The organism is Acidovorax sp. GW835-FHT14G06 (assembly GCF_058793595.1).
Window position 1 is genome coordinate 265,694 of the sequence record NZ_JBXAGA010000005.1, and the last position, 15,923, is coordinate 281,616.

Annotated in this window: 14 protein-coding genes; 10 read left to right on the top strand and 4 right to left on the bottom strand. The window is 66.6% G+C overall.

The window, feature by feature from the left end; all coding sequences use genetic code 11:
• Nucleotides 1-20 precede the first annotated feature (20 nt).
• The 6 genes from AC1Q64_RS10670 (at nucleotide 21) to AC1Q64_RS10695 (ending at nucleotide 7,849) form a co-directional block, all read left to right on the top strand.
• Complete coding sequence (locus AC1Q64_RS10670; protein ID WP_291435894.1) at nucleotides 21-977, top strand: PhoH family protein; 957 nt, start codon at nucleotides 21-23, stop codon at nucleotides 975-977.
• Nucleotides 978-1,048: 71 nt separating this feature from the next.
• Nucleotides 1,049-1,510 (top strand): rRNA maturation RNase YbeY, encoded by a 462-nt coding sequence (gene ybeY, locus AC1Q64_RS10675; RefSeq protein WP_291435896.1) that lies wholly within the window; start codon nucleotides 1,049-1,051, stop codon nucleotides 1,508-1,510.
• 387 nt (nucleotides 1,511-1,897) lie between these two features.
• Nucleotides 1,898-3,853 carry an FG-GAP repeat protein gene (locus tag AC1Q64_RS10680; protein WP_492251307.1) on the top strand — a complete coding sequence of 652 codons (1,956 nt, stop codon included), beginning with the start codon at nucleotides 1,898-1,900 and terminating at the stop codon, nucleotides 3,851-3,853.
• Between the two features lie 65 nt (nucleotides 3,854-3,918).
• Entirely contained in the window at nucleotides 3,919-5,649 is a 1,731-nt protein-coding gene (locus tag AC1Q64_RS10685) for a hypothetical protein (RefSeq protein ID WP_492251308.1), read from the top strand.
• Nucleotides 5,650-5,771: 122 nt separating this feature from the next.
• Nucleotides 5,772-6,521: a sulfite exporter TauE/SafE family protein gene (locus AC1Q64_RS10690; protein WP_492251309.1), complete on the top strand. Its 750-nt coding sequence runs from the start codon at nucleotides 5,772-5,774 to the stop codon at nucleotides 6,519-6,521.
• Nucleotides 6,518-7,849, top strand: coding sequence for an MFS transporter (locus AC1Q64_RS10695; RefSeq protein WP_492251310.1), 1,332 nt, complete (start codon nucleotides 6,518-6,520; stop codon nucleotides 7,847-7,849). The genes AC1Q64_RS10690 and AC1Q64_RS10695 overlap by 4 nt, the downstream gene beginning before the upstream one ends.
• Before the next feature lie 34 nt (nucleotides 7,850-7,883).
• Here AC1Q64_RS10695 and dtd read toward each other — a convergent pair whose 3' ends face one another.
• The gene (gene dtd / locus AC1Q64_RS10700; protein ID WP_291435906.1) at nucleotides 7,884-8,342 is read right to left on the bottom strand and encodes a D-aminoacyl-tRNA deacylase; all 459 of its coding nucleotides are present in this window, start codon (nucleotides 8,340-8,342) and stop codon (nucleotides 7,884-7,886) included.
• A complete protein-coding gene (locus AC1Q64_RS10705) occupies nucleotides 8,339-9,289 on the bottom strand; it encodes a cation diffusion facilitator family transporter (RefSeq protein WP_492251311.1) in 951 nt (316 codons plus the stop codon). The genes dtd and AC1Q64_RS10705 overlap by 4 nt, the downstream gene beginning before the upstream one ends.
• A 131-nt stretch (nucleotides 9,290-9,420) precedes the next feature.
• Here AC1Q64_RS10705 and AC1Q64_RS10710 point away from each other — a divergent pair, with 131 nt between their 5' ends.
• From AC1Q64_RS10710 to AC1Q64_RS10725, 4 genes are all read left to right on the top strand, one after another.
• A complete protein-coding gene (locus AC1Q64_RS10710; RefSeq protein WP_492251312.1) occupies nucleotides 9,421-10,962 on the top strand; it encodes a sensor histidine kinase in 1,542 nt (513 codons plus the stop codon).
• Nucleotides 10,952-11,584, top strand: coding sequence for a response regulator transcription factor (locus AC1Q64_RS10715; protein ID WP_291438226.1), 633 nt, complete (start codon nucleotides 10,952-10,954; stop codon nucleotides 11,582-11,584). The genes AC1Q64_RS10710 and AC1Q64_RS10715 overlap by 11 nt, the downstream gene beginning before the upstream one ends.
• A gap of 143 nt (nucleotides 11,585-11,727) precedes the next feature.
• Nucleotides 11,728-12,222, top strand: a complete 495-nt coding sequence (locus AC1Q64_RS10720; protein WP_492251313.1) for a GlcG/HbpS family heme-binding protein — start codon at nucleotides 11,728-11,730, stop codon at nucleotides 12,220-12,222.
• A 41-nt stretch (nucleotides 12,223-12,263) separates the two neighbouring features.
• Nucleotides 12,264-12,956 (top strand): ankyrin repeat domain-containing protein, encoded by a 693-nt coding sequence (locus AC1Q64_RS10725; protein WP_492251314.1) that lies wholly within the window; start codon nucleotides 12,264-12,266, stop codon nucleotides 12,954-12,956.
• 79 nt (nucleotides 12,957-13,035) lie between these two features.
• Here the strand turns inward: AC1Q64_RS10725 and dbpA are convergent, their stop codons facing one another.
• Together dbpA and AC1Q64_RS10735 are read right to left on the bottom strand one after the other, a co-directional pair.
• Nucleotides 13,036-14,454 (bottom strand): ATP-dependent RNA helicase DbpA, encoded by a 1,419-nt coding sequence (gene dbpA, locus AC1Q64_RS10730; protein WP_492251315.1) that lies wholly within the window; start codon nucleotides 14,452-14,454, stop codon nucleotides 13,036-13,038.
• 33 nt (nucleotides 14,455-14,487) lie between these two features.
• Entirely contained in the window at nucleotides 14,488-15,777 is a 1,290-nt protein-coding gene (locus tag AC1Q64_RS10735; RefSeq protein WP_492251316.1) for an MgtC/SapB family protein, read from the bottom strand.
• Nucleotides 15,778-15,923 lie beyond the last annotated feature (146 nt).

Consider the following 15,923-nt stretch of genomic DNA (forward strand, 5'->3'; position numbering starts at 1 on the left):
GCCTGACTGGAATTATCCGCGTGATCCTGCGCCACACCTTCACCCCCCACAACAACACCCGGCTCACCAACCTGTGTGGCCCGGCCGATGCGCACCTGCGTACCATCGAGGTGGCCTTGCAGGTGAGCATTGCGCACCGGCACGAGCAGTTCAAGGTCGATGGCCCCAAGGCCAAGGCCACGCAGGCGATGGAGCTGCTGCAGGCCCTCTATGAAATGGCCGAGCGCCCCATTGGCGAAGACTACATCCAGCTCATGCTCGCGGGCGACAGCGAACTGCTGGAGGCCCCGGACGACGCCATCATCCTCAACACCCGCCGTGCCGACCTGCGCGGCCGCACGCCCACGCAGAACCTGTACCTGCAGAACATCGCCACGCACGACATCACCTTCGGCATCGGCCCGGCCGGCACGGGCAAGACGTATCTCGCCGTGGCCAGTGCGGTGGACGCGCTGGAACGCAGCAGCGTGCAGCGCATCGTGCTGACCCGCCCGGCGGTCGAGGCGGGGGAACGCCTGGGCTTTTTACCCGGCGATCTGGCGCAGAAGGTGGACCCCTACCTGCGCCCGCTGTACGACGCGCTGTATGAACTGATGGGGCATGACAAGGTGCAAAAGGCCTTCGAGCGCAACGCCATCGAGATCGCGCCGCTGGCCTTCATGCGTGGGCGCACGCTGAACAACGCCTTCGTCATCCTGGACGAAGCGCAGAACACCACCCCCGAGCAGATGAAGATGTTCCTCACCCGCATTGGCTTTGGCGCTAAGGCGGTGGTGACGGGCGACGTGAGCCAGATCGACCTGCCCAAGGGCAACCTGAGCGGCCTGATCGACGCCGAACGGGTGCTCAAACGTGTGAAGGGCATCTCCATCACCCACTTCACCAGCGCTGACGTGGTGCGCCACCCACTGGTAGCCCGCATCGTGGACGCCTATGACGCCCCCCGCCGTGCAGCCACTGCACGCGGCAGGGACTGAACACCACTCGCTCCTATTTTCATAGCTTTCAGCACCTACTCTTCCAGCGCCTGCCGCCAATTTCGCTTCACATGCCACTGAACCAACTCTCCCTGTCGCTGCAGTTCGGCTCGTTTGACGAGGCCGCCGCCCACCGGGCCGTGCTGCCCCGCCACAAGGTCACGCGCTGGATTCGCCACGCCCTGGCCACCGACGCCGAGATCACCGTGCGCATCGTGGGTGCTGAAGAAGGCCGGCAGCTCAACCGCGAGTACCGCAAGAAGGACTACGCCACCAACGTGCTCACCTTCGACTACACCCAGGAGCCGGTGGTGACTGCCGACCTGGTGCTTTGCGCCCCCGTGATCGAGCGGGAAGCGAAGGAGCAAAACAAGAGCCTGGAAGAACACTACGCCCACATGCTGGTGCACGGCGCGCTGCATGCCCAGGGCTGGGACCACGAGACGAGTGAGGCCGATGCCGAGGAGATGGAGGCTTACGAGACCGACATCCTGCAAGAGCTGGGGTTTGCAGACCCGTACGCTTCTGAATAGCGCCGCCCAAGTAGAGCGGCCAAGGCATAGAGCGCCCTGGGCTTGGCGCTGCACGCGCCTCACCACGGGTCACATCTTGCCCACCAAGCCTCCTGCAGCGATCCGGAAACAAATCGTATTTCTTGCTGTTTATTTTTTACTGAATGGTATAAAAGCCCGACCTAAGGGAGGGCTAAGGAACAGGTTCGGGATAAGCGTTTGTAACGCTACACGGCCCTGGCTACGGCACTTGGGGGCACACATCTGACATCTCCACGCCCCCATCCTCCTCCGTTCGCACCGCTTCCTTTCCCACTTCAGGACAACAGGACATTGCCCATGATCGGACACTCGATACCTCGCAGGACACCTACCACCCCGAGGCCGACTCACCTGGCGCGGGCACTGATGATGGCCGTCCCTGTGATGCTGGCGGCCTGCGGTGGGGGCTCAGGTTCGGACGCTCCATCCACGGGCCTTGCAGCGCCGTCGGGTTTCACCGTGGGCTACGGAACCAAAGGTTACAAATTCCAATGGAACACCAGCACGGACGCCTCCCGCTACGAGCTGTTCGAAGACCCCGACGGCCCCACTGGCCCGCAGCCGGAGACGATAGTAGGCAGCACCAACGACCACACCATTACCGCCTTTTTCCACGAGATAAAGTCAGCGCAACTGCATGAGCGAGTGAATGCCACCTATCGCCTGCGCGCCTGCGACGGCACTGGCTGCGGAGCATTCACGACCGCAGTCACGCCCGATGTGACCCAGGCCATTGGCTACTTCAAGGCCAGCAACAGTGAGCCTGGCGACACGTTTGGGGGTGCCGTGGTGCTGTCGGCAGATGGAAAAGTGATGGCCGTGAGCGCGACTGGAGAACGCAGCAACGCGACCTGCCCCACAACCACCTCCTGCGACCAAGCCGACAACTCCATCGTGAACGCAGGCGCCGTCTATGTTTTCTCGCGCAACAATACCTACGGCTTGTGGACACTGGCGTCCTATCTCAAGGCCGGCAACAACCGGGCCTACGACAACGGACGCTACCTGGACAACGGCCCCCGCTTTGGCGCCAGCCTGGCCCTGTCTGCCGACGGATCCACGCTGGTCGTGGGAGCCCCCGGCGAGACCAGCAGTGCCAAAGGGGTGAACGGCGACGCATCCGACACCCAGACCCAGGGTGCGGGTGCCGCATACGTCTTCAAGGCTATCGGGAGCCCCCTGCCTCACGGCCTTTCTATGAAGTGGGTGCAGGAGGCCTACATCAAGGCAAGCAATACGCGCCCCAAGGCCGATTACAGCGTTGACATCATGGGCTATTACGTACGCAACCCCCAAAGCTTCGGAAGCAGCGTGGCGGTGTCTTCCGATGGCAACCTGGTGGCCGTTGGCGCACCCGGCGAAGGCAGCAAAGCCACCGGCATCAATGGCGATCAGAGCGACAACTCGGCCATCCGCTCAGGCGCGGTATACACCTACACCCGCAGCAGCAGCGGCGCCGGAGGAGGAAGCATCTGGGCCCATCAGGCCTACCTGAAAGCCAGCAACACCAACAGCCTAGGTTGGCAACACTTTGGCGAATCCATTGCGCTCTCGGGTGATGGGAGCACGCTGGCTGTGGGGGCCCCGCTGGAGAGCAGCAGCGCCACCGGCGTCAATGGCAACCAGCAGGATCAATCGGCCAGCAGCTCCGGTGCGGTCTACGTCTTCACCCAGAGCAGCAAAGGCTGGAGCCAGCAGGCCTTTGTCAAGGCATCCAATACTGCCGCCAACGACCGATTTGGCCTCAAGCTCGCACTTTCGGCAGATGGCAACACACTGGCCGTCGGAGCCCAGGATGAGAGCGCGTCTGGAACGGGCATCAACAACCCGCCCGGCGCTCGCACCCTGGCACGTGCGGGCGCCGCCTATCTGTTCACCCGCAGCAACGATGCGTGGAGCCAGCAGGCCTATCTGAAGGCCAGCAACACCGGCCAGGACCACTGGTATGGATCCAGCCTCGCACTGTCTGCCGACGGCAATACTCTGGCCGTGGGCGCCATGGCTGAAGCCAGCGGCGCCAGGGGCATCAATGGCAAACAGGCGGACCATTCTGCGGGCGGCGCGGGCGCTGCCTACGTATACCAGCGAAGTGGCGGTACCTGGAGTCAACGCGCCTACCTGAAGGCCAGCAATACCGATGCGGGGGACCTCTTTGGTGCCAGCATCGCATTGTCAGGCGACGGCACCACCCTGGCAGTGGGCGCCACGGGCGAAGACGGTCTGGCCAAAGACATCCAAGGCAACCAGGCGGACAACTCGGGTAGCCCCGCCTACCCTGCAATGCCCCTTCCCGTCAGCGTCGGGGCGGTGTATCTGTACTGACCATTGATCCTGGGCACGCCCTCCCACTCCACTCGTCAAAACCCAATACTCTGAGGAATCCCTTCATGCCTCGCATTCTTCAACCCCTGAACGGCTTGTTTCTCGCTATCCCGCTCGTACTGACAGCCTGCGGCGGTGGCTCCGGAAGCTCGACCTCCCCTACACCTTCCAGCCTCACCGTGGGGTATGGGATCAAGGGCTACAACTTCAGCTGGAATGCCAGCGCCGGAGCCACACGCTATGAACTGTTTGAGGACCCCGATGGACCGACAGGCCCCCTGCCCGAGACACAGCTCGGAGGCGCACTGAGCAGCACCTCTTACGCCCATAGCCTCGCCCCTCAGCTACTACACGAGCGTGTGAACGCCAGTTACCGACTGCGTGCCTGCGATGCGAACGGCTGTGGCCCGTTCACGGCCACCGTCACCCCCGACCTCACGCAGGCCATTGGCAAGTTCGAACTCGCAGGCGGCAATCCCGCGCGATTTGGCAGCTATACAAATGTGATTGCCCTGTCGGCGGACGGTGCAACAATGGTTGTTGGATCCCCGAGCGAGGGCAGCTCAGGCGGGTTGGCCGGGGCAGGCGCGGTGTATGTCTTCAGTCGCAATACAGTGGGCGGCACCTGGAGTCAGCAGGCGCGCATTGAAAGCACCAACTCCGCCGCCAAAATGGCCTTTGGCGCCAGCGTGGCTTTGTCTGCTGACGTTAATACGCTGGCTGTGGGCGCACCGGAAGAAAGAAGCAACGCGCGGGGCATCAATGGTGATGCATCCAACCGCGATGCGTATGGCGCAGGAGCGGTCTATCTGCTCACTCGCAGCAGCGGCACCTGGAGCCAGCAGGCTTACATCAAGGCACGCAACACACCGCAGAAAGTCGAATCCTGCAGCCGCCTCGACGTCATGGGCACGTTTGTGTTTCCCTGCACCCCCCAACACTTTGGCTTCAGCGTGGCTCTGTCAGCCGACGGAAACCTGCTGGCAGTGGGAGCACCTGAAGAAGGCGCTAACTTCACCCCGGGGCTTGAAGGAAGCCTCGTCGGCTCGATCTCCAGCGGAAGCGATTCCATTTTTGGCGGTGGTTTGGGCGCGGTTCACACCTTTGTCCGCAACAACAGTGCCTGGGCGGAGCAGGCGCACCTGCCACGCAGCAGCACCGACCGGCGTGTGGCCCGCTTCGGAGCGGTAGTAGCCCTGTCCAGCGATGGCACACTCCTCGCAGCGAACAGCCAGCACGACGTGTCTGTCCTGACACAACTCAGTGGTACGTGGAGCTCCCCCAAGCAAGTGTGGAGCAAGACCACCGACGTAATGGATGGGGAGCACCCCTTTGCGCTGTCCGGGGACGGAAGCACGCTGGCCGTCCTGGATGGTGCTGGATTCTCCAGCGTTGAGCTGCAAACCTTCACACGCACGGGGGACGCCTGGACGCAGCAGCCGGCCCTGTCGGTCAAGGCTGATGGCCAATCGCAGTCAACAAGCGTCATGTTGTCGCTTTCCTCGGATGGCCGCACGCTCGCCCTGGGTAACCTGAGGGACGCCAGCAACGCCCCCGGCATCAATGGCGACGCCAGCAACCAGGCCGCCAGCGCGGCCGGGGCCGTCAACATCTACCGCCGTGACAGCACCACCTGGGCACACAGGTCCTACCTCAAGGCGCCCCAACCGCGCGCACTTGCGCGCTTCGGCGCTGGCGTGGCGCTGTCTGGTGATGCCAGCACCCTGGCCGTGGGCACCAGCAGCGCTACGGATGGCGTAACACCCGCCGCGCCCAATGCAGCCTATCTGTACTGATTGCGCTGAGGGTAGCCCTTTCATATTGACCAGCCCCAGCACCTGACAGGCGCCAGGGAAGGAAAAAGTGTTGCACCTGCGCCGTCGCCAATGGCGGTGGCGCCACCCCCTACCATCGGTGCATGCTCGACACACCTTTGCTTCTCACCGCCGCCTTCATCGCTGGCGCCCTCAATGCCGTTGCCGGTGGCGGTAGCTTTCTGACCCTGCCTGCCCTCGTCTTCACCGGCGTGCCACCCGTGGTGGCCAATGCCACGGGCACGGTGGCGCTGTTGCCGGGCTACATGGCGGGGGCCTGGGGGTTCCGGGAAGACATGCAGCCGCCGCCCGGCCTGTCCATGCGGGCGGTGGTGCTGCTGGCCCTCATCGGCGGATCGGCCGGGGCGGCGCTGCTGCTGATCACGCCCGACGCTACCTTCCGCAAGGTCGTGCCCTGGCTGCTGCTGGCGGCCACGGCGATGTTTGCGCTGGGCCCCCGGCTGCGCCAGTGGGCCGGTGCGTCTGCCCATGGCCCCGCCGCGCCGTGGAAGGCGGCCCTGGGCATGCTGGCCGTGGCGGGGTATGGCGGCTACTTCAACGGCGGGTTGGGCATCTTGCTGCTGGCACTGTTCGGCCTGCTGGGGCAAACCCAGCTCAACGCCATGAACGGCATGAAGAACCTGGTCTCTGCGCTGCTCACCGCGATTGCGGTGGCCATCTACGCAGCAGGCGGCATCGTGCTGTGGCCGCAGGCGCTGATGATGATGGTGGCCGCCACCGCAGGCGGCTATGGCGGCGCCCGCGTGGCGCGCAAGCTGCCTGCCAACGTGCTGCGCTGGGGCATCGTGGCTACCGGGCTGGTGATGGCGGCGGTGTTCTTCTGGCGGCAGTGAACAGCAGCCCCTCGGCCTCGCCGCCAACGCCCAGGTCCACGCCTGCGGCGGTACCGGCACCCGCGCCGACACCCACGGTAGACAGCGGCCGCCCGCCGCCCCGCGTGCTATGGGCCATGCTGCTCACGCTGCTCAGCGGGTTCGCGCTGAGCCAGGCGTTTCGCACCACCACGGCCATCCTGGCCCAGGGGCTGACCGCAGAGTTCGGGCTGTCGCCGGGGTCGCTGGGGGCCTTTGCCGGGCTGTTCGGCCTGTCGTTCGGTGTGGCCCAGTTGCTGATGGGCGTGGGGCTGGACCTGTGGGGCCTGCGGCGCACGGTGCTGACCGCTTTCCCGCTGGCGATTGGCGGGGCCGCGCTGTCGGCGGCAGCGCCCGGCTATGCGTGGCTGATGGTGGGCCAGTTGATGATCGGCGTGGGCTGCTCGCCCGCGTTTCTGGCCTGCACGCTGTTCATTGCGCGGCATTTCCCTGCCGACCGGTTTGCCTACCTGTCGGGCGTGGCGATGGGAGTTGGCGGTCTGGGCCTGCTATTCACCGGCACGCCACTGGCCTGGCTGGTGCAGCACGGTGGCGGCTGGCGCACGGGTTATGCCGTGCTGGCGGTGCTCAGCGCGCTGTCGTGGCTGCTGATCTGGCTGCGGGTGCACGAGCCCGCCCCGCTCGTGCCGCCACCGGCGCAGCGCGAAACCTGGGGCCAGGCGCTGCTGGGCTTTGGCCAGCTGCTCACGGTGCCGCACACCTGGGGCATCCTGCTGCTGGGCATGTCGGGCTACGCCGCGTTTTTGTCGCTGCGGGGCCTGTGGCTGGCGCCGTTGCTGATGGAGCGGTACCACCTCACGCTGGTGGACAGCGGCAACGTGGCGCTGGGCCTGTCCTTGATTGCGCTGTTTGCACCCGGTCTGGCGGGCCGTCTGGACCCAGGCATTGGCCGCCGCCGACGCTGGATCGGCAACGCCTCGCTGCTGATGGCTGGGCTGTTCGCGCTGCTGGCATTTTTGCGTGTGCACCCGGCGGCCAGCGTGGTGCTCATCCTGCTGATGGGGCTGCTCTCGGGCTACGGCGTGCTGCAGTACGCCGATGTGCGCGCCTCATACCCGGCCGCGCTCACAGGCCGGGCCCTGTCGGCGTACACCATGGCGATGTTCCTGGGCGTGGCGCTGATGCAGTGGTTCACCGGCATCGTGGCCAACGGCGCCCAGCGCCAGGGCTGGGATGCGCACACGGCCGTCATGTTGGCCATTGCGACTTGGCTGACGCTGGCGTCCATGGCGTTCCGGTTTCTGCCTGTGTCGCCATTGGTTTCTCGGAAAACATCAGAGCCTAAATAGGCTCTAGCGCTTATATATCAAGCGAAAGCAGCTATCAATTTTGATGAGCTGCAGGCGGCATCCGCAGCGGAATCGTCACCGGTCCGTCGTTGACCAGGTGCACCTGCATATCGGCTGCAAACTGGCCGGTGGCCACCACAGGGTGAATCTTGCGCGCCTGGGCCACCAGGTAGTCGTACAGCCGCCGCCCCTCGTCAGGCGCGGCCGCCTGGGTGAAGCTGGGGCGGTTGCCGCCGGTGGTGTCTGCCGCCAGGGTGAACTGGCTGACCAGCAGCAGGCCGCCGCCCACATCCTGCACGCTCTGGTTCATCTTGCCCGCAGCGTCCGAAAAAATCCGCAGCTTGAGGAGCTTGGCCAGCAGCCTGTCGGCCTCGGCATCGGTGTCGCCGCGCTCGGCGCACACCAGCACGAGCAGGCCTGCGCCGATGGCGCCCACGGTTTGCCCCTCGACTTCTACACGCGCTTCGCGCACACGTTGCAATACGCTGATCACTTCACGGCATCCTTCAAATCATCACGGGGGTCGTCGAAATGCGCCTCCACATCCGTGGGCAGCAGCTCGATAGTGGCGCGCAGGCCGGGCACGGCGGTCATCAGCGCGCGCTCGACCTGGCCGCGCAGTTCTGCCGCGTGGCGCAAGGTCCAGTGGGCGGGCATATGCAGGTGCATGTCCACAAACTGGCGCTGGCCTGCGCGGCGCGTGGAGACATGGTCGAACCGCACGGCACCGGGTGCCTGTGCCGCCACAAATTGCTGCAGCGTGACTTCGATGGTGGCCTGCACCTCGGGCTCCACCGCTGAATCCATGAGGCCCTGGGACGAACGCCACACCAGCTCCACGCCCTCTTTCAGGATGTTCAGCGCCACGGCAATCGCCGCCACCGCATCCAGCCACAGCCAGCCGGTGAGGGCCGCGCCCGCAATGCCCACCAGCACACCGGCCGAGGTCCACACGTCGGTCACCAGGTGGCGGGCATCGGCCTCCAGCGCGATGGACCGGTGCTCGCGCGCCGAGCGGAACATCACCCATGCCAACAGCCCGTTCAGGGCCGAGCTGAGCACCGAAAGCCCCAGGCCCCAGCCCACCTGCTCGATGGGTTGTGGGTCGAACAACCGATGCCCGGCAGCCCACAGGATGCCCGCCGATACGCCCACGATGAGGATGCCCTCGAAGCCCGAAGAAAAATACTCGGCTTTGTGGTGGCCATAGGGGTGGTCGTCATCAGCCGGCCGCGCCGCCACCGTCACCATCGCCAACGCAAACATGGCGCTGGCCAGGTTCACAAACGACTCCATCGCGTCGGACAACAGACCCACCGAGCCCGTGACCACCCAGGCCAGCGTCTTGAGTGCGATGGTGACCACCGCCACGGCCACCGAGGCCCAGAGCAGGTTGCGGGGCGATAGCCAGGGGTGGGATGCTGGAGAAGATGCGGACATGGTGGGTATGCGAAGGAGCGGCAGACAGGCGAATCGGAAATTACACCAGAGCCACCTTAAGCTCCGTTTAATGGGAGGCACGAGTGCAGCCCAGGGCTGAGGCAACGCAGCCCCCATGCCAGAATCCGCGCATGCTCCCCGCCTGGCGCCTTCTTTTGCGACACACGCCCCACCTGCCCAGCCTGCTGCTATGGGCGTTGGTGGCCTGTGCTGGCTCTGGCTGGCTGGCGGTCAACCGCTTGCAGCAATTGCACGCGGCATTTGAGACGGACGCGCGCATCGTGCACCGGCTACTGAGCCAGCGCGTGGTGCAGCACGACGCCATCATGGCCACGCTGGCGCTGTTGCAGCCCGCCGCTGCGGCGGATGACCTGCACAACGCGGCATCGCCCCTGCCCCGCCTGACATCGGTGTACCCCCAGATCCTGGCCGTGCTGCAGAGGGCGGCCCACAGCGACTGGCCTCCCGCGCTGCAGGCCGAACTGGCGGCAGCCGAAGCCACCTCGCGCCGCACCGGCCACGCCGCTATGGCAGGGCTGAACCTGCCCGCAGGCCGCTACTACCTGGTGCTCGCGGGCACGCCCGGCAGCTATGCGCTGCACATCGACCTTCGCACCACCATCCCGACCGACGAGTGGCCTATGGACATGGCGACCAGCCCGGTTCGCGTGACGCTGGAGCGAAGCGGCGCTGCCTTTGTGGTGCAGCCCGGCCATGCCAATCAGGGCAGTGGCATCCGCAGCTACGACTTTCACAAACTGCTGGCCGCACCCAGCCAGCCGCTGGATGTGGTGGCCCGGCGCAGCGTGGGCCTGCACGAGCTGCCCTGGTGGGGCATGCTGGGCTGGTGCCTGCTGACCGCGGCACTGTGGGCTGCAGGCCGCGCACTGTGGCGCCAGCGCGTTGCCCGCCAACGGGCGGAAGAGCTGCTGCGCCTGGGCCAGGTGGCTCGGCTGAACACGCTGGGCGAGCTGGCTGCAGGCATGGCCCACGAACTGAACCAGCCGCTGACCGCACTGCTGTCCAGCACCCAGGCTGCGCAGCGCCTGCTGGCCGATGACCCGCCCGAGCTGGCGACGGCACAAACCGCCATGGCCAGGGCTGTGGAACAGGCACGCCGCGCGTCCACCGTGGTGGGCCGACTGCGCCGCCTGGTAGAGCGGCCCGACCTGGCGGCCCAGGCCCAGCCACTGGCGCTGCCCACCGCCGTGCAGGACGTGCTGCACCTGCTGGAGCCAGAAATGGCGCAGCGCGGCGTGGCGCCCGAGGTGTCTGCCCCCCCTGACTTGCCCCAGGTGCTGGCCGAACCCGTGGCCCTGCAGCAGATCATCCACAACCTGCTGATGAACGCCCTGCAGGCACTGGAGCAAGTGCCCCCCCCTGAACGCCAGCTGCACCTTGAGATGGCGCGCGCCGGTGCCGGACACGTGGCCCTGTCGGTACGCGACCACGGTCCGGGCATACCGCCCGAGGCGCGCCAGCACCTGTTCGAGCCCTTCTACACCACCCGCACCGGTGGGCTGGGCCTGGGCCTCACGCTTTGCGAGAGCCTGGCGCAGGCCATGGGTGCGCAGCTGACCCTGGCGCCCGAGGCCACGCCCCCGTCCGCCGCCCACCGGGGTGCCGAGTTTGTGCTGACCCTGTGCGCCGCCCCACCCGCCCATGACCGATAGCGCCCCATCCCTCTCGCCCCTGATCCACCTGGTGGACGACGACGCCGCCGTGCGCGACAGCCTGTCACTGCTCATCAGCACCGTGGGCCTGCGCGTGCAGACCTGGGCCGACCCACAGTCCTTCATGGCGGGGTTCGACCGCGCCAGCATTGGCGCCATCGTGCTCGACGTGCGCATGCCCGGCATCAGCGGCCTCACGGTGCTGGAGCAGCTGCTGGCGCAGGGCGTGGACCAGCCCATGATCCTGCTCACCGGGCACGGCACGGTGGAGATGTGCCGCCGCGCCTTCAAGGCAGGGGCCGCAGAGTTTCTCGAAAAGCCCGTGGATGACGAAGTGCTGATCGAGGCGCTGCAGAACGCCGTGCGCCAGCATGTGCGCTCGCGCGAACGCCACCAGGCCGACCAGCAGGCGCGCGAGCGTTTTGTGCAGCTGTCCGCCCGGGAACGCGAGGTGCTGGGACTGATCGTCGAAGGCCTGACCAACAAGGAAATCGGCAGGGCGCTCGAACTCTCCCCCCGCACGGTGGAGACGCACCGCGCCAACCTGTTTGCCAAGCTGGGAGCTGAATCACTGGCGCAGCTGATCCGGCGCTATGCGGCGCTGGTGGATGCAGCCGAGTGAACTGGCCTGCCCTCTGTGGTCTTTCCGTAGTTCTACGGAGGGCCGCGCGTAGCCGCCCGAATGGCTGAAAACGGCGGCAATTTCTACAGTTCTCCCACGGCGCCACAAAGGGTGGCACCGATCCAGAAACACCGGAGAACACCATGCAAAACCGCCTCGCCACCGTCGCCGCCCTCACCCTGTCCCTGATCGCCACGGCCGCCAGCGCCGAAGGCGTGCGCACCGAAAAGAACATGTCGCTGGACCTGGCCACGCAGATTGCCGCACAGACTGTGGCCACCTGCACCACCAACGGCTACGCCGTGACCGCCACCGTGGTGGACCGCGCAGGCACTGTGCGCGCCGTGCACCGCGCCGACAACGCAGGCCCCCACACGCTGGAAGCCAGCCGCCTGAAGGCCTACACCTCGGCATCGGCCAAGAACACCACACTGGCCATGATGGAAGGCGCGCAGAAGAACCCCGCTGCGGCGAACCTGGTGAACATTCCCGGCTACCTGCTGCTGGGTGGTGGCGTGCCGGTGAAGGTGGGCAACGAAGTGATCGGCGCTGTCGGCGTGGGCGGCGCACCCGGCGGCCACCTGGACGAGCAATGTGCCGTGGCGGGCATCGCCAAAGTGCAGGACCTGCTGAAGTAATCACCCGCCCTCACCCGCAACGCACGCCATCGGAGGCACCCTTGAAGCACTGGAACCTTGTTTTCGCACTGGCCGCAGCACTGGCCTGCGCCACCACGGCCCAGGCCCAGGTGCCTCCCACTGCCGCCGAAACGGCTGCTTACCAGGGCCTGCACGCCGCCGCAGCACGGGGTGATGTGCCCGCCCTGTCCAAGCTGATCGCCGCACGCGCCGATGCAAACGCCCGCGACGCGTATGGCCGCACGCCACTGCATGTGGCTACCTACGCCCGTCAGGCCGATGCCATCCGCACCCTCGCCAAAGCCGGTGCCGATCTGAACGCGCTGGAAAACGACCGCTACGACGCCGTGACCATCGCCGCCGTGGCCGACGACGAAGCCACGCTACGCCTGCTGCTGCAGCTGGGCGCCAGCGCCAGGCAGGTGACCAGCCGCTACGACGGCACGGCCCTCATTGCCGCTGCCCACCTGGGGCACGACGGTGTGGTGCGCCAGCTGATCGCCGCCGGGGCGCCGCTGGACCACGTGAACAACCTGCACTGGACGGCGCTCATCGAGTCCATCGTGCTGGGCAACGGCGGCCCGCGCCACCAGGCCACGCTACAGGCCTTGCTACAGGCGGGGGCCAGCCAGGCACTGACCGACCGGCAGGGCAACACGCCCTTGCAGCTGGCGCGCCAGCGGGGCTTCGGCGAGATGGTGCGGATGCTGGAGACCGCCGCAGCCCGGCGCTGACGCAGCCGGGTGCAGGGCATGCACTTACTATCAAATTGATAGCTATCAGTGCATGATTCACTAGCGCATCCGGCGCTTTTCATTCAAAGTCCTGGGTTCCGGTCACCATGCGGGCCTTCACGGTCTTGCCCTTCACACGCCCCTGGTTCAGGCGCTGGGCAGCTTGGGCGCCGATGGTGCGGTCCACCGCCACATAGGTGGAGAAGTCGTTCACGTTGATCTTGCCGATCTGCTCACGGGTGTAGCCCATCTCGCCGGTCAGCGCGCCCAGTACGTCGCCCGCACGGATCTTCTCCTTGCGGCCGCCGATGATCTGGATGGTGACCATGGGCGGCACCAGTGGGCCGCTGCCGGTGGGCGTGAGGTCGGCCACCAGGAACCAGCGTGACTCGCGGCCCTGCAGCTGCTCGATCTTGCCCACGCTGCCCATCTCGTCCATGCTGGCCAGGTTGAGCGCCAGCCCTTCGGCATCGCCCCGGCCCGTGCGGCCGATGCGGTGGATGTGCACCTCGGGGTCGGGCGTCACATCCACGTTGATCACGGCGGCCAGGTTGGCAATGTCCAGCCCGCGCGCGGCCACATCGGTGGCCACCAGCACCGAGCAACTGCGGTTGGCAAACTGCACCAGCACTTGGTCACGCTCGCGCTGCTCCAGCTCGCCAAACAGCGCCAGCGCGCTAAAGCCCTGCGCCTGCAGCACACCCACCAGGTCGCGGCACTGCTGCTTGGTGTTGCAGAACGCGATGGACGACTCCGGCCGGAAGTGGTTGAGCAGTTGCGACACCGTGTGCAGGCGCTCGCTGTTTTTGACCTCATACCAGCGCTGCTCGATCTTGCCTTCGGCATGCTGCGCCTGCACGGTGATCTGCTCGGGCGACTTCATGAACTGCGCGCTGAGCTTGGCAATGCCCTCGGGGTAAGTGGCCGAGAACAGCAGGGTCTGGCGCTCCTTGGGGCACTGCTTGGCCACCACCACGATGTCGTCGAAGAAGCCCATGTCGAGCATGCGGTCGGCCTCATCGAGCACCAGGGTGTTGAGCGCTTCCAGGCTCAGGTGCTGGCGCTCCAGGTGGTCCATCACGCGGCCGGGCGTGCCCACCACGATGTGCGCGCCATGCTCCAGGCTCAGCGTCTGCGCGCGCAGCGGCACGCCGCCGCACAGGGTTACGACCTTGATGTTTTCTTCGGCACGAGCCAGGCGGCGGATCTCGGTGGTCACCTGGTCGGCCAGCTCGCGCGTGGGGCACAGCACCAGGGCCTGCACCGCAAAACGGCGGGGGTTGAGGTTGGCCAGCAGGGCCAAGGCAAACGCGGCGGTCTTGCCGCTGCCGGTGCTGGCCTGGGCGATCAGGTCCTTGCCCAGCAACGCGGGCGGCAGGCTGGCCGCCTGGATGGGGGTCATTTGCGTGTAGCCCAGCTGCTGCAGGTTGGCCAGCGTGGCGGGGCTCAGGGCCAGCGTGCTGAAATCAGTGCGGGCTAGGTTTTCTTTGGAGGTCATGGGGCGATTATCCCGCCCACCCCCTACAGACCGCTACGCCTGCAGGGCCAACACCCCCACAAAGGCCAGGGTGTGTGCCAGCACGCCCGGCGCCACGGCCAGGGCGTAGCGCCAGCCCCCACTGGCCAGGGCCACCACACATTTGCTACCCGCATGCACCAGCAGAGCGACCATCAGGGCCTGCGCAATGGCGGGTGCAGCCGCACTGTCTGGCCCGCCGCGTACCAGCACTGCCGCTGTGGCGGCGTGCACGTCTGCCAGGGCCGCCAGCAGCGCGCCTGCGAGCATGCCCGCGTCGCCCTGCCACGCTGTCAGCCCCTGCACACTGGCCTGTATGCCGGTGAGCAGGGCGGCAATCAAGAGGGCATCGCGCAACTTGAACATGGGGGTGTCGGGAGGGATGACAGCAGCCCTCTGCGCTTCGGCATTCGTAGGCGATGCAGCCGTTGCAAGGTAGCGCGCCGCACCCCGACCGCACCACCACCCCACGGCAACCGCCACGCACCCGCCCGCCAGTGCGGGCAGCCACAAACGCGCAAGCCACTGTGGCTGCACCGTGACGGCCACCACCACAATCTGCGCCATGGTGGCCACACACGAAAGCACCGCAGCGCCTGCGTTCGTGCGCGCCGTGGCCCGGCCCGCACGCACCTCCATGCCCAAGCTGCCAATGGTGGCGGTGCTCGACACAAAGCCCGAGGCCAGCGCCGACAGCGCCACCGCATGGCGCGCCTGCATCAGCCGTTTGGCCAGATGCGCCAGCGACTGGATCACCAGCAGCACGATGACCAGACGCACCACCACCTGCGGGTTCAGCACCCCCTGCCACAGGGGGGTGTTGGGGACGAGTGGGTACACCAGCAAGGCCAGCGCGGCCAGAATGAGCCCGCTGCGCACCTCGCCGGGCTGTAGCCACTGGTTGGAGAACTGGTGCAGCGCGCCCCGCATCGCCAGCAATCCCGTCACCACCACTGCCAGGGCGGCAGCCAGCAACTGGTCGCGTGCGCAGGTCACTCCGATCACATAGGCCAGCAACAGCGCGATCTCGGTGGTCACGCCGGGGTCGCCGGATCGGTCACGTGCATAAGCCACCACAGTCAGCGCCGCCACCAGGGCAGCCCCCACCGCCACCAGGGCGGACAGGCCCGTCAGCGCTGCCGCAGCCCCCCCCAACGAGGCCAGGGCGAACGACCGCACCCCGGCCAGCGCCCGGTCAGGCCCTTCACCCTTGCGGCGCTCGCGCTCGATGCCCATCAGCAAACCGCACCCCGCCGCGCTCGCCAGCACGGCCAGCGCGGTGAAAAAACTTCCGAACTCGTGCATGAAACTCTCGCACCTTTCCTGTGGATGGCTCTCCTGGCAACGCTCCATGGTGACAGAAAGACTGGCCCCGTACCGCTTCTGCATAGCGGACATGCGGAGTTGCCCCAAGCCTTGGCGCTCGGTGGATCGGCTATAACGAACCCCAT

Excerpts from the sequence above, each read along its gene's own strand:
- ybeY (WP_291435896.1), top strand. The coding sequence starts at position 1,049 with ATGCCACTGAACCAACTCTCCCTGTCGCTGCAGTTCGGCTCGTTTGAC.
- AC1Q64_RS10680 (WP_492251307.1), top strand. The coding sequence starts at position 1,898 with ATGATGGCCGTCCCTGTGATGCTGGCGGCCTGCGGTGGGGGCTCAGGT.
- AC1Q64_RS10685 (WP_492251308.1), top strand. The coding sequence starts at position 3,919 with ATGCCTCGCATTCTTCAACCCCTGAACGGCTTGTTTCTCGCTATCCCG.
- AC1Q64_RS10690 (WP_492251309.1), top strand. The coding sequence starts at position 5,772 with ATGCTCGACACACCTTTGCTTCTCACCGCCGCCTTCATCGCTGGCGCC.
- AC1Q64_RS10705 (WP_492251311.1), bottom strand. The coding sequence starts at position 9,289 with ATGTCCGCATCTTCTCCAGCATCCCACCCCTGGCTATCGCCCCGCAAC.
- AC1Q64_RS10710 (WP_492251312.1), top strand. The coding sequence starts at position 9,421 with ATGCTCCCCGCCTGGCGCCTTCTTTTGCGACACACGCCCCACCTGCCC.
- AC1Q64_RS10715 (WP_291438226.1), top strand. The coding sequence starts at position 10,952 with ATGACCGATAGCGCCCCATCCCTCTCGCCCCTGATCCACCTGGTGGAC.
- AC1Q64_RS10720 (WP_492251313.1), top strand. The coding sequence starts at position 11,728 with ATGCAAAACCGCCTCGCCACCGTCGCCGCCCTCACCCTGTCCCTGATC.
- dbpA (WP_492251315.1), bottom strand. The coding sequence starts at position 14,454 with ATGACCTCCAAAGAAAACCTAGCCCGCACTGATTTCAGCACGCTGGCC.
- AC1Q64_RS10735 (WP_492251316.1), bottom strand. The coding sequence starts at position 15,777 with ATGCACGAGTTCGGAAGTTTTTTCACCGCGCTGGCCGTGCTGGCGAGC.